Source organism: Kitasatospora setae KM-6054, from assembly GCF_000269985.1.
Classification (GTDB): domain Bacteria; phylum Actinomycetota; class Actinomycetes; order Streptomycetales; family Streptomycetaceae; genus Kitasatospora; species Kitasatospora setae.
Map to the genome: position 1 here is coordinate 5,855,001 of NC_016109.1, position 17,796 is coordinate 5,872,796.

Below are 17,796 nucleotides of genomic sequence, written 5' to 3' on the forward strand. Positions count from 1 at the left end.
ATGCCTTGGCACCAGGAACCGATGAAGGACGTGGGAGGCCGCGATAGGCCCCGGGGAGCTGTCAACCGAGCTTTGATCCGGGGGTGTCCGAATGGGGAAACCCGGCAGTCGTCATGGGCTGTCACCCATACCTGAACACATAGGGTATGTGGAGGGAACGCGGGGAAGTGAAACATCTCAGTACCCGCAGGAAGAGAAAACAACCGTGATTCCGGGAGTAGTGGCGAGCGAAACCGGATGAGGCCAAACCTTGAGCGTGTGAGACCCGGCAGGGGTTGCGCTCAAGGGGTTGTGGGAAAGTTCTTCAGTCGTCTGCCGGCGGCTGGGCGAGTCAGAAACCGTATGGGTAGTCGAAGGACATGCGAAAGGTCCGGCGTAGAGGGTAAGACCCCCGTAGACGAAATCCGTACGGCTCGCTTGAGCTTCTCCCAAGTAGCACGGGGCCCGAGAAATCCCGTGTGAATCTGGCGGGACCACCCGCTAAGCCTAAATATTCCCTGGTGACCGATAGCGGATAGTACCGTGAGGGAATGGTGAAAAGTACCGCGGGAGCGGAGTGAAATAGTACCTGAAACCGTGTGCCTACAAGCCGTGGGGGCAGCCTTCGGGCTGTGACTGCGTGCCTTTTGAAGAATGAGCCTGCGAGTTTGCGGTGTGTAGCGAGGTTAACCCGTGTGGGGTAGCCGTAGCGAAAGCGAGTCCGAATAGGGCGTTCGAGTTGCATGCCCAAGACCCGAAGCGGAGTGATCTAGCCATGGGCAGGTTGAAGCGCGGGTAAGACCGTGTGGAGGACCGAACCCACCAGGGTTGAAAACCTGGGGGATGACCTGTGGTTAGGGGTGAAAGGCCAATCAAACTCCGTGATAGCTGGTTCTCCCCGAAATGCATTTAGGTGCAGCGTCGCGTGTTTCTTGCCGGAGGTAGAGCACTGGATAGGCGATGGGCCTCACCGGGTTACTGACCTTAGCCAAACTCCGAATGCCGGTAAGTGAGAGCGCGGCAGTGAGACTGTGGGGGATAAGCTCCATGGTCGAGAGGGAAACAGCCCAGAACACCGACTAAGGTCCCTAAGCGTGTGCTAAGTGGGAAAGGATGTGGAGTCGCAGAGACAACCAGGAGGTTGGCTTAGAAGCAGCCACCCTTGAAAGAGTGCGTAATAGCTCACTGGTCAAGTGATTCCGCGCCGACAATGTAGCGGGGCTCAAGCACACCACCGAAGTCGTGTCATTGCAGCAATACTCCCAACGGAGGCTGTGATGGGTAGGGGAGCGTCGTGTGCCGGGTGAAGCAGCCGAGGAATCGAGTTGTGGACGGTTCACGAGTGAGAATGCAGGCATGAGTAGCGATACAAGAGTGGGAAACTCTTGCGCCGATTGACCAAGGGTTCCTGGGTCAAGCTGATCTGCCCAGGGTAAGTCGGGACCTAAGGCGAGGCCGACAGGCGTAGTCGATGGACAACGGGTTGATATTCCCGTACCCGCTTTGAAGCGCCAACGTCGAACCTCTTGATGCTAAGCCCGTGAAGCCGGCCCGGAGTCTTCGGACAAAGGGACGTGGTGGAGCCGGTGACCCAACGGGGTAGTAGGTGAGCGATGGGGTGACGCAGGAAGGTAGTCCAGCCCGGGCGGTGGTAGTCCCGGGGTAAGGGTGTAGGCCGAGTGATAGGCAAATCCGTCACTCATGAAGGCTGAGACCTGATGCCGAGCCGATTGTGGTGAAGTGGATGATCCTATGCTGTCGAGAAAAGCCTCTAGCGAGTTTCATGGCGGCCCGTACCCCAAACCGACTCAGGTGGTCAGGTAGAGAATACCGAGGCGTTCGGGTGAACTGTGGTTAAGGAACTCGGCAAAATGCCCCCGTAACTTCGGGAGAAGGGGGGCCATTGCTGGTGACGGGACTTAGCTCCCTGAGCTGGTGGTGGCCGCAGAGACCAGCGAGAAGCGACTGTTTACTAAAAACACAGGTCCGTGCGAAGCCGTAAGGCGATGTATACGGACTGACGCCTGCCCGGTGCTGGAACGTTAAGGGGACCGGTTAGTCTAGTTTCGGCTAGGCGAAGCTGAGAACTTAAGCGCCAGTAAACGGCGGTGGTAACTATAACCATCCTAAGGTAGCGAAATTCCTTGTCGGGTAAGTTCCGACCTGCACGAATGGCGTAACGACTTCTCGACTGTCTCAACCACAGGCCCGGTGAAATTGCATTACGAGTAAAGATGCTCGTTTCGCGCAGCAGGACGGAAAGACCCCGGGACCTTTACTATAGCTTGATATTGGTGTTCGGTTCGGCTTGTGTAGGATAGGTGGGAGGCTTTGAAGCCGTGACGCCAGTCATGGTGGAGCCATCGTTGAAATACCACTCTGGTCGTGCTGGATGTCTAACCTGGGTCCGTGATCCGGATCAGGGACAGTGTCTGGTGGGTAGTTTAACTGGGGCGGTTGCCTCCTAAAGGGTAACGGAGGCGCCCAAAGGTTCCCTCAGCCTGGTTGGCAATCAGGTGTTGAGTGTAAGTGCACAAGGGAGCTTGACTGTGAGACTGACGGGTCGAGCAGGTACGAAAGTAGGGACTAGTGATCCGGCGGTGGCTTGTGGAAGCGCCGTCGCTCAACGGATAAAAGGTACCCCGGGGATAACAGGCTGATCTTCCCCAAGAGTCCATATCGACGGGATGGTTTGGCACCTCGATGTCGGCTCGTCGCATCCTGGGGCTGGAGTAGGTCCCAAGGGTTGGGCTGTTCGCCCATTAAAGCGGTACGCGAGCTGGGTTTAGAACGTCGTGAGACAGTTCGGTCCCTATCCGCTGTGCGCGTAGGAGTGTTGAGAAGGGCTGTCCCTAGTACGAGAGGACCGGGACGGACGAACCTCTGGTGTGCCAGTTGTCCTGCCAAGGGCATGGCTGGTTGGCTACGTTCGGGAGGGATAACCGCTGAAAGCATCTAAGCGGGAAGCCTGCTTCGAGATGAGCACTCCCACCTCCTTGAGAGGGTAAGGCTCCCAGTAGACGACTGGGTTGATAGGCCGGATATGGAAGCCCTGTGAGGGGTGGAGTTGACCGGTACTAATAGGCCGAGGGCTTGTCCTCAGTTGCTCGCGTCCACTGTGTTGTTCTGAAACAACGACCCCCACCGACACGGGTGGGTGGTGCACGGTTTCATAGTGTTTCGGTGGTCATAGCGTGAGGGAAACGCCCGGTTACATTCCGAACCCGGAAGCTAAGCCTCACAGCGCCGATGGTACTGCAGGGGGGACCCTGTGGGAGAGTAGGACGCCGCCGAACAATTCTTCTGAGAAAGCCCCCCGACGGGATGTCGGGGGGCTTTCTCGCGTTTCCGTCCCGGAAGCCGTGAACCGGAAACCGGAGGTCGAGGGGTGGTGCTAGGTCCACCTCAAAGAGGGGTGGCACGGCCAATGTGCCGGCCGGGGGGGCCGAGGAGAGACTGGGGGCGTTGCTGGGACGGCGTTCGACTTCTCGGGAGTGGGCTTTGACGACGACGGTGTGGTTCGGCGGTGGGGGTGCCGGGTCGGCGGTGGGTGAGCGGGCTCGGCTGGCGGTGCGGGCGACCGGGCAGGGGGTGGTGATCGCGGTGGCGGCTGCCGCGGGGGTGCTAGTGCCGTTGGGGGCCGCGGTGTGTGCGGCCTTGGTGGCGGTGGCGTTCTTCGACCACGGGCCGTTGGCGCCGTACGCGGCGGTGCTGTGTGCGGCGGGGGCGGGGGTGTCGGCGCTGTACTGGTTCGTGCGGCGGGGAGCGGCGTGGACGCGGGGGCGCGTGGAGCGGGAGGCCGGCGAGCGGTGGAGGGTGGTGTATTCGGCGCGGGAGGCGTTGGAGCGCGACGAGCGGGGGTTCTGGTGGACGGGGGTGTCGTACCACCGGCGGCGTGAGGTGGCGCGGTCGGTGCAGTTCGTGCGGTGGGTGCTGCGGGACCACCAGGTGCAGCGGGAGGGGGTGTGGCTGCTGGCCAATCCGGTGGCGGTGGCCGTGCTGCTGGGGGTGCCGATGGCGATGGTGTGGGGCGGGCTGGTGTTCGTGCTCACGGCGACGGTGGACTCGCGGACCTTCTTCGGGTTGAACAGCGGGCCGATCAGCCTGTTGTTCTCCACGCTGATCGGCGTGGTGCTGGCGGCGGCCGGCCTGGCGGCGATGCCGTGGGCGGTGCGGGCGCACGGGGCGTTCGCCTGCCGAGTGCTGGGCGGCGGGCCGCAGCCCAGCCGGGCGCAGCTGACCGAGCGGGTGGCGCACCTGACGGAGACGCGGGCCGACGCGGTGGACGCGCAGGCCGCCGAACTGCGCCGGATCGAGCGAGACCTGCACGACGGGGCGCAGGCGCGGCTGGTGTCGATCGGGCTGACGCTGGGGACGATCGAGCACCTGATGGCCGTCGACCAGGCTGCGGCCCGCGAGTTGCTGGCCGAGGCCCGGGAGGCGTCGGCGAAGGCCCTGCAGGAGCTGCGCGACCTGGTGCGGGGCATCCATCCGCCGGTGCTGGCGGAGCGCGGACTGCCGGACGCGGTGCGTGAGTTGGCGCTGACGGCGGCGGTGCCGACGGAGGTGACGGTGGGTCTGCCGGGGCGTCCGGAGGCCGCGTTGGAGACGGCGGTGTACTTCAGTGTGAGCGAGCTGCTGACGAACGCGGTGAAGCACGCCGGGGCCCGGCTGGTGTGGGTGGACGTGCTGTACCGGGCGGGCCGGCTGCGGGTGGTGGTGACGGACGACGGGCACGGGGGTGCGCGGATGGAGGCGGACGGCGGGCTGCGGGGGATCGAGAGGCGGTTGGGTACGTTCGACGGGACGATCTCGCTCGACAGTCCGGTGGGCGGGCCGACCACGATCACGATGGAGCTGCCGTGCGCGTTGTCCTCGCCGAGGACCTCTACCTCCTCCGCCAAGGTCTGACGAGGCTGTTGGAGGCCCACGGGTTCACCATCGCGGCGGCGGTGGAGACCGGGCCCGACCTGTTGGCGGCGCTGCTGTCGGAGCGGCCGGACGTGGCGGTGGTGGACGTCCGGCTGCCGCCGACGCTGACGGACGAGGGGTTGCAGGCGGCGCTGGCGGCGCGGCGGGAGATCCCCGGCCTGCCGGTGCTGGTGCTGTCGCAGCACGTCCAGCAGCTGTACGCGCGGGAGTTGCTGGCGGACGGCACGGGCGGCGTCGGCTACCTGCTGAAGGACCGGGTGTTCAACGCCGACCAGTTCGTGGACGCGGTGCGGCGGGTGGCGGCCGGCGGGACGGCGATGGATCCGGACGTGATCGGCCGGCTGCTGCAGCACAACGCCGGGTCCGAGCCGCTGCGGCGGTTGTCGCCACGGGAGCGGGAGGTGCTGGGGCTGATGGCGGAGGGCTGTTCGAACTCGGCGATCGCGGCGCGCCTGACGGTCAGCGACGGGGCGGTGGCCAAGCACATCGCCAACATCTTCGGGAAGCTGGAGCTCGTGCCGACCGAGGACGGCAACCGGCGGGTGCTGGCGGTGCTGGCGTACCTGAACGGCGCGGCGCGGCATCCGGCGGGGGAGTGAGCAGGGGCCGGGGCGGCGGTCGGGCCGGCGGTAGGGAGGTGGTGCGCGTAGTGGTGTGGACCAGTGGAGGTGCAGTGGCGGTCCGGCCTGGCGGTGGGGCAGAACGCCCGTACGAGTAGTATCCGGTGGGCCGAGTCTGTCGACGGCGCACCGACCGGTACCGCGTGCTGACGCGGTGCCGTGACGGGTGTGCCCCGGGGCGGGGACGTGTACTCGGCGGCTACAGGTCGTATACGGCAGCTGCCGAGTCCCAGGGGTTGATCAACGAATGGCACGTCCTTCCCTTACCCGCGCGCACCGGGCACTGCTGGGTGTGGTGGCCGTCGGCGCGTGCGTGATCTCGGGGATCGGTTTCGCGGGGTCGTACAACTCGGTGCGGGACCTGGCCCTGGAGAAGGGCTTCGGCACCTTCGCCTACGCCTTCCCGATAGGCGTCGACGCGGGCATCGTGGTGCTGCTCTCGCTGGACCTGGTGCTGACCTGGCTGCGGATCCCGTTCCCGCTGCTGCGGCAGACGGCCTGGCTGCTGACGGCGGCGACGATCGCGTTCAACGCGGCGGCGTCCTGGGGCGACGCGCTGGGCATGGCGATGCACGCGGTGATCCCGGTGCTGTTCGTGGTGGTGGTCGAGGCCTCCCGGCACGCGGTGGGACGGATCGCGGCGATCACCGCGGACCGGCACATGGAGTCGGTGCGGCTGATGCGCTGGGTGCTGTCGCCGGTGCCGACGTTCCGGCTCTGGCGGCGGATGAAGCTGTGGGAGCTGCGCTCGTACGACGAGACGGTGCGGCTGGAGCAGAACCGGCTGGTGTACCGGGCGCAGCTGCGGTTCCGGTACGGGCGGGGCTGGCGGCGGTCCGCGCCGTTCCAGGCGCTGCTGCCGCTGAAGCTGGCGAAGTACGGCGTCCCGCTGGACCCGTCGGTGCTGGACCGGATCGACGGCCCGCTGGTGGTCTCCGGCGGCGGCGCGCTACCGGGTGCCGAGGAGCAGGCGGCCCCGGCGGTGCGGGTCGGGCAGCCGGCGCAGGTGCAGTCGGCGCAACAGGTCCAGCAGGTACAGGCGGCGCAGGTACAGGCGGCCGCGCTGGGCGCGGCCGAGCGGCGGGCGCAGCCGGCCCAGCATCAGCAGCAGGCCCAGCAGCAGGGTCAGGCGGTGCCGCAGGTGTCGGCGGCGGTCGCGGTGCCGACGCTGGCGAAGCTGGCCGCGGTGCGGCTGCGCGACCAGCAGGACCCGGAGGCCGCGCAGGCCGCGCCGCCGATCGACCCGTCCGCCGAACTGAACGTGTGGACCACCCGTCCGGTGCGCTCGCACGTCGCGGCGGAGCAGGTGCACACGGCCCGGGTGCCGGGGCAGGCGTCGCCGTGGTTCAAGGCGCCGCGTCCGGAGGAGGCGCCCCGGCCGCAGTCGGGCTACCAGCCGCCGCAGGGCGAGGGGTACGAGGGCTACGAGGCGTACGAGGACTATCCGGGCGGCTACGAGGGCCAGCCGGAGCAGCAAGGTCGGCCGGCGGAGTACCGTCCGGCGGCGAACGGCCGCGGTCCGGTCGGGCAGCAGCAGCCGTCGCAGTCGCAGCAGGTGCGGGCGGAGGCCGGGGCGGAGCCGATCCTGGTGTCGGGCCGGCCGGTGCGGCTGGACGCGATGACGGTGCCCGGCCCGGAGTCGGAGTCGGAGCCGGAGCCGCTGTCGTTCGAGGAGCCGGAGCAGGCCCCGGCGCGGCGCCCGTTCGGGGGCGCGCCGGAGCCGCTGGACGGCGAGGAGTGCTTCGACGCGCTGGTGGCGTACATGGACACCTATGACGACCACCCGGACAAGGAGCAGTTCGCCGAGTACCTGACGCAGCGCGGCCTGGCCGGTTCGCGGTCGGACGGCGGCGTCACGGTGAAGGACGTGGACAAGGTCTGGGGCGTCCTCCAGCGCCGGTACGTGACCTCCGGCCGGGGTGAGTGACCGGGCGGGGGCCCGTTTGGAGAGAACCACAGGCACCCGATGGCCGTCCGCCGGTTTCCCCGGCCGGGCGGCCATTGACGGTTCCGCGGGGCCGCCACTACCTTCGCCTCAACAAATTGTTGAAGTCGTGCGGTGAGTGGAGGAGCCCCCGGATGTCGCAGCCTGCCCAGGTCGATGCCGCCCAGTCCGTCGTGTCGCCCGTCGCGTCGCCCGTCTCGTTCTCGGACGCCGCGCTGGCGGACGTCGAGGCGCTGCTGGCGCCGGTGGACGCCGAGCTGACGCGCCGTTACCCGGGCGAGAGGGGTGCGCGGCAGCCGGTGCACACCGTGTACGTGCCGGCCGACGCGTTCGGGGCGGACACCGTCCGGGAGTGGGGCGCGCGGGCGCTGGCCGCGTTCGACGAGCACGCCGGCACGCCCGGGCGGCTGGCCGAGGCGCTCGGGGTCGCGGACGACGCGCTGCTGGCCGACGTGCACGCCCGGGTGCGGGCCAAGCTGGAGCGCGAACCGGTCGAGGACCTGCGGATCGACTTCGAGGACGGCTACGGCCCGCGCCCCGACGCCGAGGAGGACGCCGAGGCCGTCCGGGCCGCCCGGCTGGTGGCCGCCGCGGTCGCCGACGGCAGCGCCCCGCCGTACGTCGGGATCCGGATCAAGTGCCTGGAGGCCCCCGTCCGGGCCCGCGGCATCCGCACCCTGCAGCTGTTCCTCGCCACCCTGCTGGCCGAGGGCGGGCCGGAGGGCGGCCTGCCGGACGGGCTGGTGCTCACCCTGCCCAAGGTCACCCACCCCGCCCAGGTCACCGCGCTGGTGCGGCTGCTGGCGGACTTCGAGCGGCGGTCCGGGCTGCCCGCCGGGCGGATCGGGTTCGAGATCCAGATCGAGACCACCCAGGCGATCCTCGGCCCGGACGGCCGGGCCACCGTCGCGCTGCTGATCGGGGCCGCCGAGGGCCGCGCCACCGGCCTGCACTACGGCACCTTCGACTACAGCGCCGCCTGCGGGGTCTCCGCCGCCCACCAGAGCATGGACCACCCGGCGGCCGACCACGCCAAGGCCGTCATGCAGGCCGCCGCGGCCGGCACCGGCGTCCGGCTCTCCGACGGCTCCACCAACGTCGTCCCGGCCGGCACCGCCGAGCAGGTGCACGCCGCCTGGCGGCTGCACCACGGCCTGGTCCGCCGCTCGCTGGCCCGCGCCTACTACCAGGGCTGGGACATGCACCCCGCCCACCTGCCCACCCGGTACGCCGCCGTCTACGCCTTCTACCGCGAGGGCCTGGCCGCCGCCTGCGCCCGGCTCGCCGCGTACGTCGCCAAGGCCGGCGGCGACGTGATGGACGAGCCCGCCACCGCCCGCGCGCTCAGCGGCTACGTGCTGCGCGGCCTGGACTGCGGCGCCGTCGACCTCGCCGAGGTCACCGAGCGCACCGGCCTGGACCGCGCCCGGCTGGACGCCCTCGCCGGCCGCTGAGCGGGAGCCGCCGGCGCTGGGCATAGGCTGGGCGGCGGGACCGGCGCCGGGCCGAGCCCGACGACCGACGACCGACCACCGACGACCGACAGCGGAGAGCACCAGCGCCATGGCGGAGCCGAGCCCCAAGCCGTACCTGACCGTCCGGGGCTCCGGCAGCCACGAGTTGGAGATCAAGAAGTCCCGGTTCATCTGCCACCTGGAGCGGGTGGCCGACGAGGACGAGGCGCAGGCGTTCATCGCCGGGATCCGCAAGCGCTACTGGGACGCCCGGCACAACTGCACCGCCTTCGTGGTCGGCGGCGAGCAGCCGCGCGAGCGCTCCAGCGACGACGGCGAGCCCGCCGGGACGGCCGGGGTGCCGATGCTGGAGGTGCTGCGCCGGCGCGGGGTGACCGACACGGTCGCCGTGGTGACCCGGTACTTCGGCGGGATCAAGCTGGGCGCGGGCGGCCTGGTCCGGGCGTACGGCGCGGCGGTCTCCGAGGCGCTGGACGAACTCGGGCTGCTGGAGCGGCGGCCGGTCGCGCTGCTGTCGGTGGCCGTCGACCACACCCGGGCCGGACGGCTGGAGAACGACCTGCGGGCGGCCGGGTACGCGGTGGCCGGGCTGGAGTACCTGGCGGACGGGGTGCGGATCGAGGTGGGCGTGCCCGAACCGGAGACCGCGGAGTTCCACACCTGGCTGGCCGAGGCCACCGGCGGGTCCGCGTCGGCCCGGCCGGCCGGGCGGACGTTCGTCGAGGTCGACGTCTGACGGCCGGTCAGCGCCCCGCCGGCCGTGGACCGGAGGCGTCCGCATCAAACGCGGAAAGGCGGGTAGCAGAGGCGACGCCGGTGGTGTTCCCGTTGCCACCGGATGACACCCGATCGAAGGAAGCGGGGCCGGATGCGGAACTTCCGCTCCTGATCGCTTCGTCTCCTAGTACAGGAGCAACGATTCGCCAACGACTCCGGGAGGAGGACTCGCAGAGCCCAGCACCGCACCACGGGAGGTTCCGCGCATGCCCACCGACCACGCCCAGCCGCCGTACCGGCTGACGGCCGCGACACCACGCCCGCACCACGAGACCACCGCCCTCGTCGACCAACTGCTCGCCGAACGGCTCAAGGCCGAGGGCCACGAGGAGCCCGCGCCCCGCGAGCGGCACGCGCCGCCGGAGCGGCTGCGGCTCGGCGAGAAGGTCCTGCTGGACCGCGACGACGGCCCACTGCCAGGCCGAGGCCCCGGCGCCCGCTACAGCCGCCGCAGACTGCGCACGCCCGCCGCGCACGGCACCGACCAACTGACCGTCGTCCTGGCCGCCGAGAGCGCCGGGGGGCCGACCCGGCTGCGGATCGAGGCCGATCACCTCCCCGCCGGGCCGACCGCCGTCCCGCCCGGCCGGGCGCCCGTCCCCGAACTCGTCCGGCTGCTGCTGCCGCTGCTCGACGCCGCCGAGGGCCCGGTGCCGCTCGCCGCCGCGCCCCGGCTGGTCGCCCCCGCCGACCTGGACGGCCTGATCGACGAACTCTGCGACCCCGAGCGCCGGCTGCCCACCGTGGTGGCCAGCGTGCCGCCCGCCGTGCCGGTGGAGCAGTGGCAGCGCCAGGTGCTCGACCCGCTGCTGCGCCAACTCCCGGGCCTGGCCTCGCTGTACGTGCTCGGGCACGCCGCGCTGCCCCGGTTCAACCTGGCGCTGGAGTACCACAAGGTGTACGGCGGCGCGGTCCGTACCTTCCTGCCCGAGGCCGACCCGGCCTCGCGCGCCGACGCCGCCCGCCACCCCGTCCTGCCGCGCGGCCGGATCGACGAGAACCCGCGCCGGGCCGCCGCCCTGCTGGCCCGCGAACCGCGCCGGATCGCCGCCGAACTCCCGCCGCCCGCACCGCTGGACGCCGTCCCCGAACTGTGGCTGCCGCCCGAGGCCCGCAAGGCCCCCGCGGCGCCCCGGGCCGTCGTCGAACGCCCGCCGGTCCGGCTGGAACGCTGCCGGCTGCGGATCGACCCGCCGCGCGAGGCCCGCCGCGCGAGGTGCGGCGGCGGACCGGTCAGCTTCGGCGAACTCGTCGACCGCTTCGGCGAGTTCACCCTGCTGGAGTTCACCGGCGACAGCAAGGAGACGCTCGCCCTGGACGGCCAGAGCGAGGCCGACGGCTGGGCCCGGCTGACCTGGGACGGCCTGACCGCGCTCCAGGAGTACGCGGCCGCGGCCGTCCGCGGCGAGGCCGGCGGCGACTTCAAGCAGTGGTGCGAGCACACCCCGCCCGGCTGCCACCGCTTCCCGCCGCGCAAGGCCGTCCGCGGCGAGTCCCGCACCGTCGCCAGCCACGGCAAGTGGAAGCGCCAGCGGATGCTGCCCGTCCCCGCCGCCGTCGACTCCTCCTGCCGCGCCTTCATGGGAGCACACCTGCGGATCGGCGGCGGCGGCACCGCCCCCCGGGTGCACTACCTGGACGACTGCTCCGGCAGCGGCCGGATCTACGTCGGCTACATCGGCCTCCACCTCACCAACACCCGCACCAACTGACCGCCCCACGGGGGCCGGTGGCGCACCGGCCCCCGCCCTCCCCGGCCGACCCGACGTCAAGGGTCGGCCAAACCAACCGGGTTGGCTGACCCCGGAGCCCGGACGGGGGACAATGCTGCTCGGGCCCCGCCGCGGCGGCCCGCCGGCGTGCGCCGCACCAGCAGGGCGGACGCCGGACGAGCAGGGGCCGGACGAGCAGGGGGAGCACCGCCGATGCAGCAGCCAGCCGAGGGCAGCGCCGACGGCACCACCACGGTGCTCCAGCCCGGGTTCCTCGCCACGCTCTTCCAGGAACTGGGCGCCGACGAGGACGAGGAGGAGTACGCCGGAGAACCGGCCGACCCCCGCGCCGAGCCGCCTACCGTCCCGCCCGCCGCTCCGCCCGTCATCCCGCCGCAGCCCGGGCCGGCCACCGCCCCCGCCGGCGCGGCCGCGCGCGAGGCGGACGAGGCGCGCGAGGCGGACGACGCCGACGACCCGGTCGCCGTGCACGGCCGGGCCGCCGCGCTCACCCACCACCGCACCCTCGCCGTCCAGGCCGACCACCAGCGCCTCGCCGACCTGCTGCGCCGAGCGGCCCAGCCGGTCTCCGCGATGGACTTCGAGAGCCAGCTGCGCGACTACCAGCCCAAGCCCTTCCCGGATGACGCCGGACCCGACGCCGAACCCGAGCCCGACTGGGCCGACTTCGCGCCGCCCGAACCCGCCGGCGCCGAGCCCGACCAGCCGCGCTCGCGCCGCCTGCTCGACTCCGGCTACCAGCGCGAACTCGCCCAGGCCCGGCTGCTGCACCAGCGCGCGCTGCGCGAGTGGCGCACCAAGCAGGCCGAACGCGCCGACAGCGGCGCCGTCGCCGCCCGCCGGGCCCACGAGGAGGCCGAACAGGCCAGGGCCCGGGCCGTCCAGGAGTACAACGACAGCCTGGAGGAGTGCCGCCGCGCCTACCGGCAGGCCGAACCCGCCGCCGTCGAGTCGCTGCTGGAACGCGCCCTGGCCGCCGCCGAGGGCGCCACCCGGGACCTGCCCGCCCCCTGCCGCGCCGTGTTCCGCGCCCTCACCCGCACCGCCGTCCTCGACCTCGACCTGCCGCCGCTGGACACCGTCCCCGCACTGGACGGCTACCGGCTCACCGCCGCCGACCAGGTCGAACCCGTGCCCCGCCCCGCCGCCGACGTCCGCGCCGACTACCTGCGCCTCGCCGCCCGGCTCGCGCTGCGCGCCCTGCAGGCCGCCGACGCCGTCGACACCGACGAGGTGCTGGCCGGCGTCGTCCTGAACGGCTGGCTGCGCGAACCCGGACAGCCCCCGCGCTGCCTGCTCAGCGTCGACGCCGACCGGGACGCGCTGGCCCGCACCCGCCTCGTCCCCGACGCCGGACACCTCGGCGACGAGGGCGCCGACGGCGGCGTCTACGCGGAGGCCGAACACGACGAGTCGCTGCTGCGGCTGCGCGCGCTGGCCGCCGCGATCACCCCCGACCCGTACGCGGACGAGACCGTGCAGCCCTGGGGCACCGCCTCCTCCGCGGTGCCCGCGCTCGGCGAACTGGCGCCCGGCGAGTTCGCCCGCCTGGTGCGCGCCGTCCTCACCGCCGGCGGCCTGCGGGACTGGAGCGTCCGGCTGCGCGGCCCGGCCGGCCTGGTCGCCACCGCCGAGGGCGACCCCGGCAGCGGACTGCCCGGCCGCTGGGTGGTCTGGGCCTCCCGCACCGCCGCCCCCGTCACCGCCGAGGAGATCGCCACCCTCGCCGAGGCCGTCCGCGAGGAGGGCGCCGACCGCGGCCTGCGGATGACCTGCGGCCGCTTCACCGACGAGGCGCTCGACCTCGGCGGCGACGACCGCTACCAGCGCATCCACCTGATGGACGGCCCCGGCCTGCGCGAACTCGCCGCCACCCACCTGGCCCTCCCGCTCACCCTCTGACCCCGGCCGCGCCCGCCCGCCCCGCCCCGGACCGGCGTTCGCCCGGCGCCGGACCGGACGGGCTGTCAGGCTGGGGGGAGAGCGGAATCGGTCACCCGGCCGCCCGGACGGACCGGCAGACGAGCGCGCAGGAGGCACAGGTGGATCGGCGGACGGCTCGGCAGACCGACCGGCAGGACCGGCAGACCGACGGGCAGGACCGGCAGACCGACGGGCAGGACCGGCAGACCGACGGGCAGGACCGGCAGACCGACGGGCAGGACCGGCAGACCGACCGGCAGGACCGGCAGGCGGAGCGGCGGGTGGCCCGGCAGGTGGCCGAGCGGGACCGCGAACTGGCGATGGCCGAGATGTACGGCGAGTGCGGGCTGCTGCGCGAACTCGCCGAGGCCAGCGGCGTCCGCCTCGACGACACCGTCGACTCGCTGACCGCCCTCGACCAGCTGCTGCCGCGCTGGCGCGACGACCCGCAGGTCTCGCAGTGGCTCGGCACCGACGCGGGCCTCTATCTCGGCACCGTGATCCGCCGCCGGGTGCCCGGCGCCCGCTGGCGGCTCGCCGCCGACGGCCGCCCGCTGATGGTCCTCGACACCGGCTTCGAGCTCGACGCCACCGCGATCGGCCGCGACTGGGCCGTCCAAGGCGCGCCGCAGCTCGCCGCCGTCTACCGGGCCGCCGGCGACGGCTGACCCCCGCCGCGCCCGCGCCCGGGCGTCACCCCGACGGGTCGCCCGGGCGGCGCGCCGCCACCCGCTTCCGCAGGCTGGACCCAGGGCCCGGCACCGTCCGGCCCGGGCCGGACGGACTGGGTCTCCGTGGGCAGCGGTCGACGCAGCCGTCCGGCCCCCGCACCGTGACGTGACGGGGGAGGCCGACACTGACCGCCGTCCTGGTCGCCGCGGGCGCGTTCCTGATGACCCTGCTCGGCGGCTTCGTCGCCCAGCACACCGGGGACCGCCGCCACCTCGTCCTCGGCCTCGCCGCCGGACTGATGCTCGGCGTGGTCGCCTTCGACCTGCTCCCCGAAGCCATCGCCCAGGCCCCGCAGGAACTGCACGGCGTCCCCGTCGCGCTGCTGATGTTCGCCGCCGGGTTCCTCGCCATCCACGTCGTCGAACGCGCCGTCGCCATCCACCGCGGCCACGAGGGCGAGTACGCCGCCCACAGCCACGCCCACAGCCACGGCCACGCGCACACCCACGGCCCCGGCGAACGCACCCGCGAACAGGGCGTCGGACTCGCCGCCGCCTCCGCGCTGGTCCTGCACAGCATGATGGACGGCTTCGCGATCGGCGCCGCGTTCCAGGCCGGCACGACGGTCGGCACCGTCGTCGCCATCGCCGTCGTCGCGCACGACTTCGCCGACGGCTTCAACACGTACACCCTCACCCGGCTGTACGGGAACAACCGGCGACGGGCCGTCACCCTGCTGTTCGCCGACGCGCTCGCACCCGTCACCGGAGCCGGGATCACCCTGCTGTTCACCATCCCGGAACAGCTGCTCGGGCTCTACCTCGGCTTCTTCGGCGGCTTCCTGATGTACCTGGCGACCGCCGACATCCTGCCCGAGGCGCACAGCCCGCACCCGTCGAAGGGCACGCTGGCCTGCACGCTGCTGGGGGTGGCGTTCATGTGGCTGGTGGTCGGGTTGGCGTGAGGGGTGCTTGCGGGGGGCGGGGGTGGAGTGAGGGGAGGTGCCTGCGGCGGGCGGGAGGGATGGGGGTGCGGGCACGCTGGCCTGCACGCTGCTGGGGGTGGCGTTCATGTGGCTGGTGGTCGGGTTGGCGTGAGGGGTGCTTGCGGGGGGCGGGGGTGGAGTGAGGGGAGGTGCCTGCGGCGGGCGGGAGGGATGGGGGTGCGGGCACGCTGGCCTGCACGCTGCTGGGGGTGGCGTTCATGTGGCTGGTGGTCGGGTTGGCGTGAGGGGTGCCTGCGGCGGGGCGGGGGTGGAGCGGGGGGAGGCGCCTGCGGCGGGGCGGGGCTAGGCGGCGGGGGTGTGCGGGGGGTTGAGGGCGTCCCAGTGGTGGCGCAGGGCGGTGAGGGTGGCGGTGATGGCGGGGCGGCGGGAGGTCTGGGTGCGCCAGAGGGCGTGGATGCGGCGGGCGGGTTCGGGGGTGACGGGGCGGGCGGTGATGTCGGGCGGGAGGGGGCCGCGGCCGAGGCGGGGGATCAGGCCGAGGCCCAGGCCGGCGGCGATCAGGGCGAGTTGGGTCTGGAACTCGCCGACCCAGTGGGCGACGTCCGGTTCCTCGCCGGTCTCCCGCATGGTGCGCAGCAGCCAGTCGTGGCAGATGTTGCCGGGCGGCACGCTGATCCAGCGCTGGCCGCGCAGCCGTTCCACCGGGACGGCGGCCAGTTCGGTCAGCGGATGTCCGGCGGGCAGCAGCAGGTCGACCGGGTCGTCGCCGAGGTCGAGCCGGTCCAGCCCGTCCTGCACCGGCAGCGGGACGGTCGCCCAGTCCTGCACGACCGCCAGGTCGACCTCGCCGCGGGCGACCAGCTCGGCCGCCGGGTACGGGTCGCTCTCCAGCAGGCGGACGTCCAACTCGGGGCAGGTCTCCCGGAGTTCGGCCAGGACGGCGGGCAGCAGGCCGCGCGCCGCGGTGGGGAAGGCGGCCACCAGCAGCCGGCCGACCGCCCGGCCGCGCTGCTCCTCCAGCGTCACCTCGGCCTGCTCGACCAGGGCCAGCACGCGCTGCGCGGTGTCCGCGAGCCGGTGCGCGGCGTCGGTCAACTGGACGCCCCGGCCCTGGCGTTCGAGCAGGACGGTGCGCGTCTCGCGTTCGAGTTTGGCGATCTGCTGGGAGATCGCGGACGGGGTGAAGCCGAGGGCCGCGGCGGCCCCGCCGACCGAGCCGTGCACGGCGACCGCGTGCAGGGCGCGCAGGCGTCCCAGATCCATCATGCAGCAATGCTAAACCGTGGGGTTGAGGAATCATCGCTGGTGCTGAACGGTCGGCCCGGTGGATGCTCGGAGCATGCCCACTCCTCCCCGTCCGGGGGTCGCCATGACCCCGCGCCACGTCGCCCTCGCCGTGCTGATCGCCGCCGTCTGGGGCCTGAACTTCGTCCTGATCGAGGTCGGACTGCACGACTTCCCGCCGCTGCTGTTCTGCGCGCTGCGGTTCACCGTGGTCGCGCTGCCCGCCGTCTTCCTGGTCGGCCGGCCGCGGGTGGCCTGGCGCTGGGTGCTGGGGGTCGGGGTGACGCTCGGGGTGGTGAAGTTCGGGCTGCTCTTCCTCGGCATGCACGCCGGGATGCCGGCCGGACTGTCCTCGCTGGTGCTGCAGGGCCAGGCCGGGTTCACCGCGCTGTTCGCCGCCGGGATGCTGCGCGAGCGGCCCGCCCCGCTGCGGATCGCCGGGCTGGGGGTGGCCTTCGCGGGCATCGCGCTGGCCGCCGTCGACCGCGGCGCCGGCGGGCCGGTCGGCGCGTTCGTGCTGGTGATCTGCTCGGCGGCGGCCTGGGGCCTGGCCAACGTGCTGACCCGGAAGGCCGCCCCGCCGGACGCGCTGCGCTGGATGGTGTGGGTCTCCGCGGTGCCGCCGCTGCCGCTGCTCGCGCTCTCCCTGCTGGTCGAGGGCCCGGCCGCGGACTGGGCGGCGCTGCGCGGGATCAGCGCGGCGGGCGTCGGCGCGGTGCTGTACGTCGGCCTGGTCTCGACGCTGTTCGCGTTCGTCGCCTGGAGCCACCTGCTGCGCCGCTACGACGCCTCGGTGGTCGCCCCGTACTCGCTGCTGGTGCCGGTGTTCGGGATGTCCTCGGCGGCGCTGCTGCTCGGCGAGCGGTTCAGCCCGCTGGCGGGGGCGGCGACGGCGCTGGTGATCGCCGGGATCGGGCTGGGGGCGGTGCCTACGGCGCTGTGGGGCCGGCTTCGTGGGCTTCCTCGGCGCGCCGCAGCGCTCGCAGCAGGACGTCCTGCTCGGCAGGGCTGATCGGGCCGAAGTACTCCTGGGCGACCTCGTGCCGGACCCGGGAGATCCGCTCCAGCGCGCCGTGCCCGTCCTCGGTGAGCACCAGGCGCACCGCCCGGCGGTCGGCCGGGTCGGGGGTGCGGGCGACCAGGCCGGCCTCCTCCAGGGCGTCGACCACGGTGGTGGCCGAGCGCGGGGCGATGCGCAGCCGCTCGGCGAGCTCGCTCAGCCGCATGGTCTCGGCGCTCTCGCAGCCGGGTGCGTGGGCCAGCGTGCGCAGGGCCCGCCCCTGGGCCGGGGTGAGGCCGTAGGGCTCCAGCCGCTGCATGGTCCGCCGCCGGATCCGCTTCATCGCCCGGGTGAGCGCGTCGGCGAGTTCCGCGGCGGTGTCGGCGGGGCCGGGGGAGGTCATGGGCACAGGGTAGCGGGCGGCTCGGGGCCGGTACGGAGGGTGATCGATCTCGCCTCGATAACATGTTGAGCTTGACTCAGTAATCCAGTAGCTTAGGGCAGCCTAAG

General features: G+C 72.3%; 12 protein-coding genes and 2 rRNA genes (1 of these 14 cut by a window edge). 12 read left to right on the forward strand and 2 right to left on the reverse strand.

Going from position 1 to position 17,796, the window contains the following annotated elements; translation table 11 throughout:
* The 11 genes from KSE_RS26070 to KSE_RS26120 all read left to right on the forward strand — a co-directional run.
* A 23S ribosomal RNA gene (locus tag KSE_RS26070) occupies positions 1–3,080 on the forward strand; it begins 27 nt to the left of the window's first position.
* Positions 3,081–3,158: 78 nt separating this feature from the next.
* Positions 3,159–3,275: ribosomal RNA gene (gene rrf / locus KSE_RS26075) — 5S ribosomal RNA — on the forward strand.
* A 205-nt stretch (positions 3,276–3,480) separates the two neighbouring features.
* Positions 3,481–4,890, forward strand: coding sequence for a sensor histidine kinase (locus tag KSE_RS44970; protein ID WP_231873229.1), 1,410 nt, complete (start codon positions 3,481–3,483; stop codon positions 4,888–4,890).
* The gene (locus KSE_RS26085) at positions 4,842–5,510 is read left to right on the forward strand and encodes a response regulator transcription factor (protein WP_014138352.1); all 669 of its coding nucleotides are present in this window, start codon (positions 4,842–4,844) and stop codon (positions 5,508–5,510) included. Before KSE_RS44970 ends, KSE_RS26085 begins: the two co-directional genes overlap by 49 nt.
* Positions 5,511–5,778: 268 nt before the next feature.
* Positions 5,779–7,458 (forward strand): DUF2637 domain-containing protein, encoded by a 1,680-nt coding sequence (locus KSE_RS44975; protein ID WP_014138353.1) that lies wholly within the window; start codon positions 5,779–5,781, stop codon positions 7,456–7,458.
* 152 nt (positions 7,459–7,610) lie between these two features.
* A complete protein-coding gene (locus KSE_RS26095; RefSeq protein WP_014138354.1) occupies positions 7,611–8,930 on the forward strand; it encodes a DUF6986 family protein in 1,320 nt (439 codons plus the stop codon).
* Positions 8,931–9,039: 109 nt separating this feature from the next.
* Positions 9,040–9,687 (forward strand): YigZ family protein, encoded by a 648-nt coding sequence (locus tag KSE_RS26100; RefSeq protein WP_014138355.1) that lies wholly within the window; start codon positions 9,040–9,042, stop codon positions 9,685–9,687.
* A 247-nt stretch (positions 9,688–9,934) separates the two neighbouring features.
* Positions 9,935–11,440: a hypothetical protein gene (locus KSE_RS38780; RefSeq protein ID WP_014138356.1), complete on the forward strand. Its 1,506-nt coding sequence runs from the start codon at positions 9,935–9,937 to the stop codon at positions 11,438–11,440.
* 213 nt (positions 11,441–11,653) lie between these two features.
* Complete coding sequence (locus KSE_RS45925; RefSeq protein WP_014138357.1) at positions 11,654–13,363, forward strand: restriction endonuclease; 1,710 nt, start codon at positions 11,654–11,656, stop codon at positions 13,361–13,363.
* 140 nt (positions 13,364–13,503) lie between these two features.
* Positions 13,504–14,052, forward strand: coding sequence for a DUF6278 family protein (locus KSE_RS26115; RefSeq protein ID WP_014138358.1), 549 nt, complete (start codon positions 13,504–13,506; stop codon positions 14,050–14,052).
* A 224-nt stretch (positions 14,053–14,276) separates the two neighbouring features.
* Positions 14,277–15,020, forward strand: a complete 744-nt coding sequence (locus KSE_RS26120; RefSeq protein ID WP_014138359.1) for a ZIP family metal transporter — start codon at positions 14,277–14,279, stop codon at positions 15,018–15,020.
* A gap of 324 nt (positions 15,021–15,344) precedes the next feature.
* Here KSE_RS26120 and KSE_RS26125 read toward each other — a convergent pair whose 3' ends face one another.
* A complete protein-coding gene (locus KSE_RS26125) occupies positions 15,345–16,268 on the reverse strand; it encodes a LysR family transcriptional regulator (RefSeq protein ID WP_014138360.1) in 924 nt (307 codons plus the stop codon).
* A 103-nt stretch (positions 16,269–16,371) separates the two neighbouring features.
* Here KSE_RS26125 and KSE_RS26130 point away from each other — a divergent pair, with 103 nt between their 5' ends.
* Positions 16,372–17,298 carry an EamA family transporter gene (locus KSE_RS26130; RefSeq protein ID WP_014138361.1) on the forward strand — a complete coding sequence of 309 codons (927 nt, stop codon included), beginning with the start codon at positions 16,372–16,374 and terminating at the stop codon, positions 17,296–17,298.
* On the opposite strand, the gene KSE_RS26135 is transcribed toward KSE_RS26130, so the two are convergent.
* A complete protein-coding gene (locus KSE_RS26135; protein WP_014138362.1) occupies positions 17,216–17,689 on the reverse strand; it encodes a MarR family winged helix-turn-helix transcriptional regulator in 474 nt (157 codons plus the stop codon). The two genes, KSE_RS26130 and KSE_RS26135, sit on opposite strands and share 83 nt — an antisense overlap.
* Positions 17,690–17,796: the final 107 nt, after the last annotated feature.

Coding starts and splice junctions, on each gene's coding strand:
- KSE_RS44975 (WP_014138353.1), top strand. CDS start 5,779: ATGGCACGTCCTTCCCTTACCCGCGCGCACCGGGCACTGCTGGGTGTG.
- KSE_RS26095 (WP_014138354.1), top strand. CDS start 7,611: ATGTCGCAGCCTGCCCAGGTCGATGCCGCCCAGTCCGTCGTGTCGCCC.
- KSE_RS26100 (WP_014138355.1), top strand. CDS start 9,040: ATGGCGGAGCCGAGCCCCAAGCCGTACCTGACCGTCCGGGGCTCCGGC.
- KSE_RS38780 (WP_014138356.1), top strand. CDS start 9,935: ATGCCCACCGACCACGCCCAGCCGCCGTACCGGCTGACGGCCGCGACA.
- KSE_RS45925 (WP_014138357.1), top strand. CDS start 11,654: ATGCAGCAGCCAGCCGAGGGCAGCGCCGACGGCACCACCACGGTGCTC.
- KSE_RS26120 (WP_014138359.1), top strand. CDS start 14,277: ATGACCCTGCTCGGCGGCTTCGTCGCCCAGCACACCGGGGACCGCCGC.
- KSE_RS26125 (WP_014138360.1), bottom strand. CDS start 16,268: ATGATGGATCTGGGACGCCTGCGCGCCCTGCACGCGGTCGCCGTGCAC.
- KSE_RS26130 (WP_014138361.1), top strand. CDS start 16,372: ATGACCCCGCGCCACGTCGCCCTCGCCGTGCTGATCGCCGCCGTCTGG.
- KSE_RS26135 (WP_014138362.1), bottom strand. CDS start 17,689: ATGACCTCCCCCGGCCCCGCCGACACCGCCGCGGAACTCGCCGACGCG.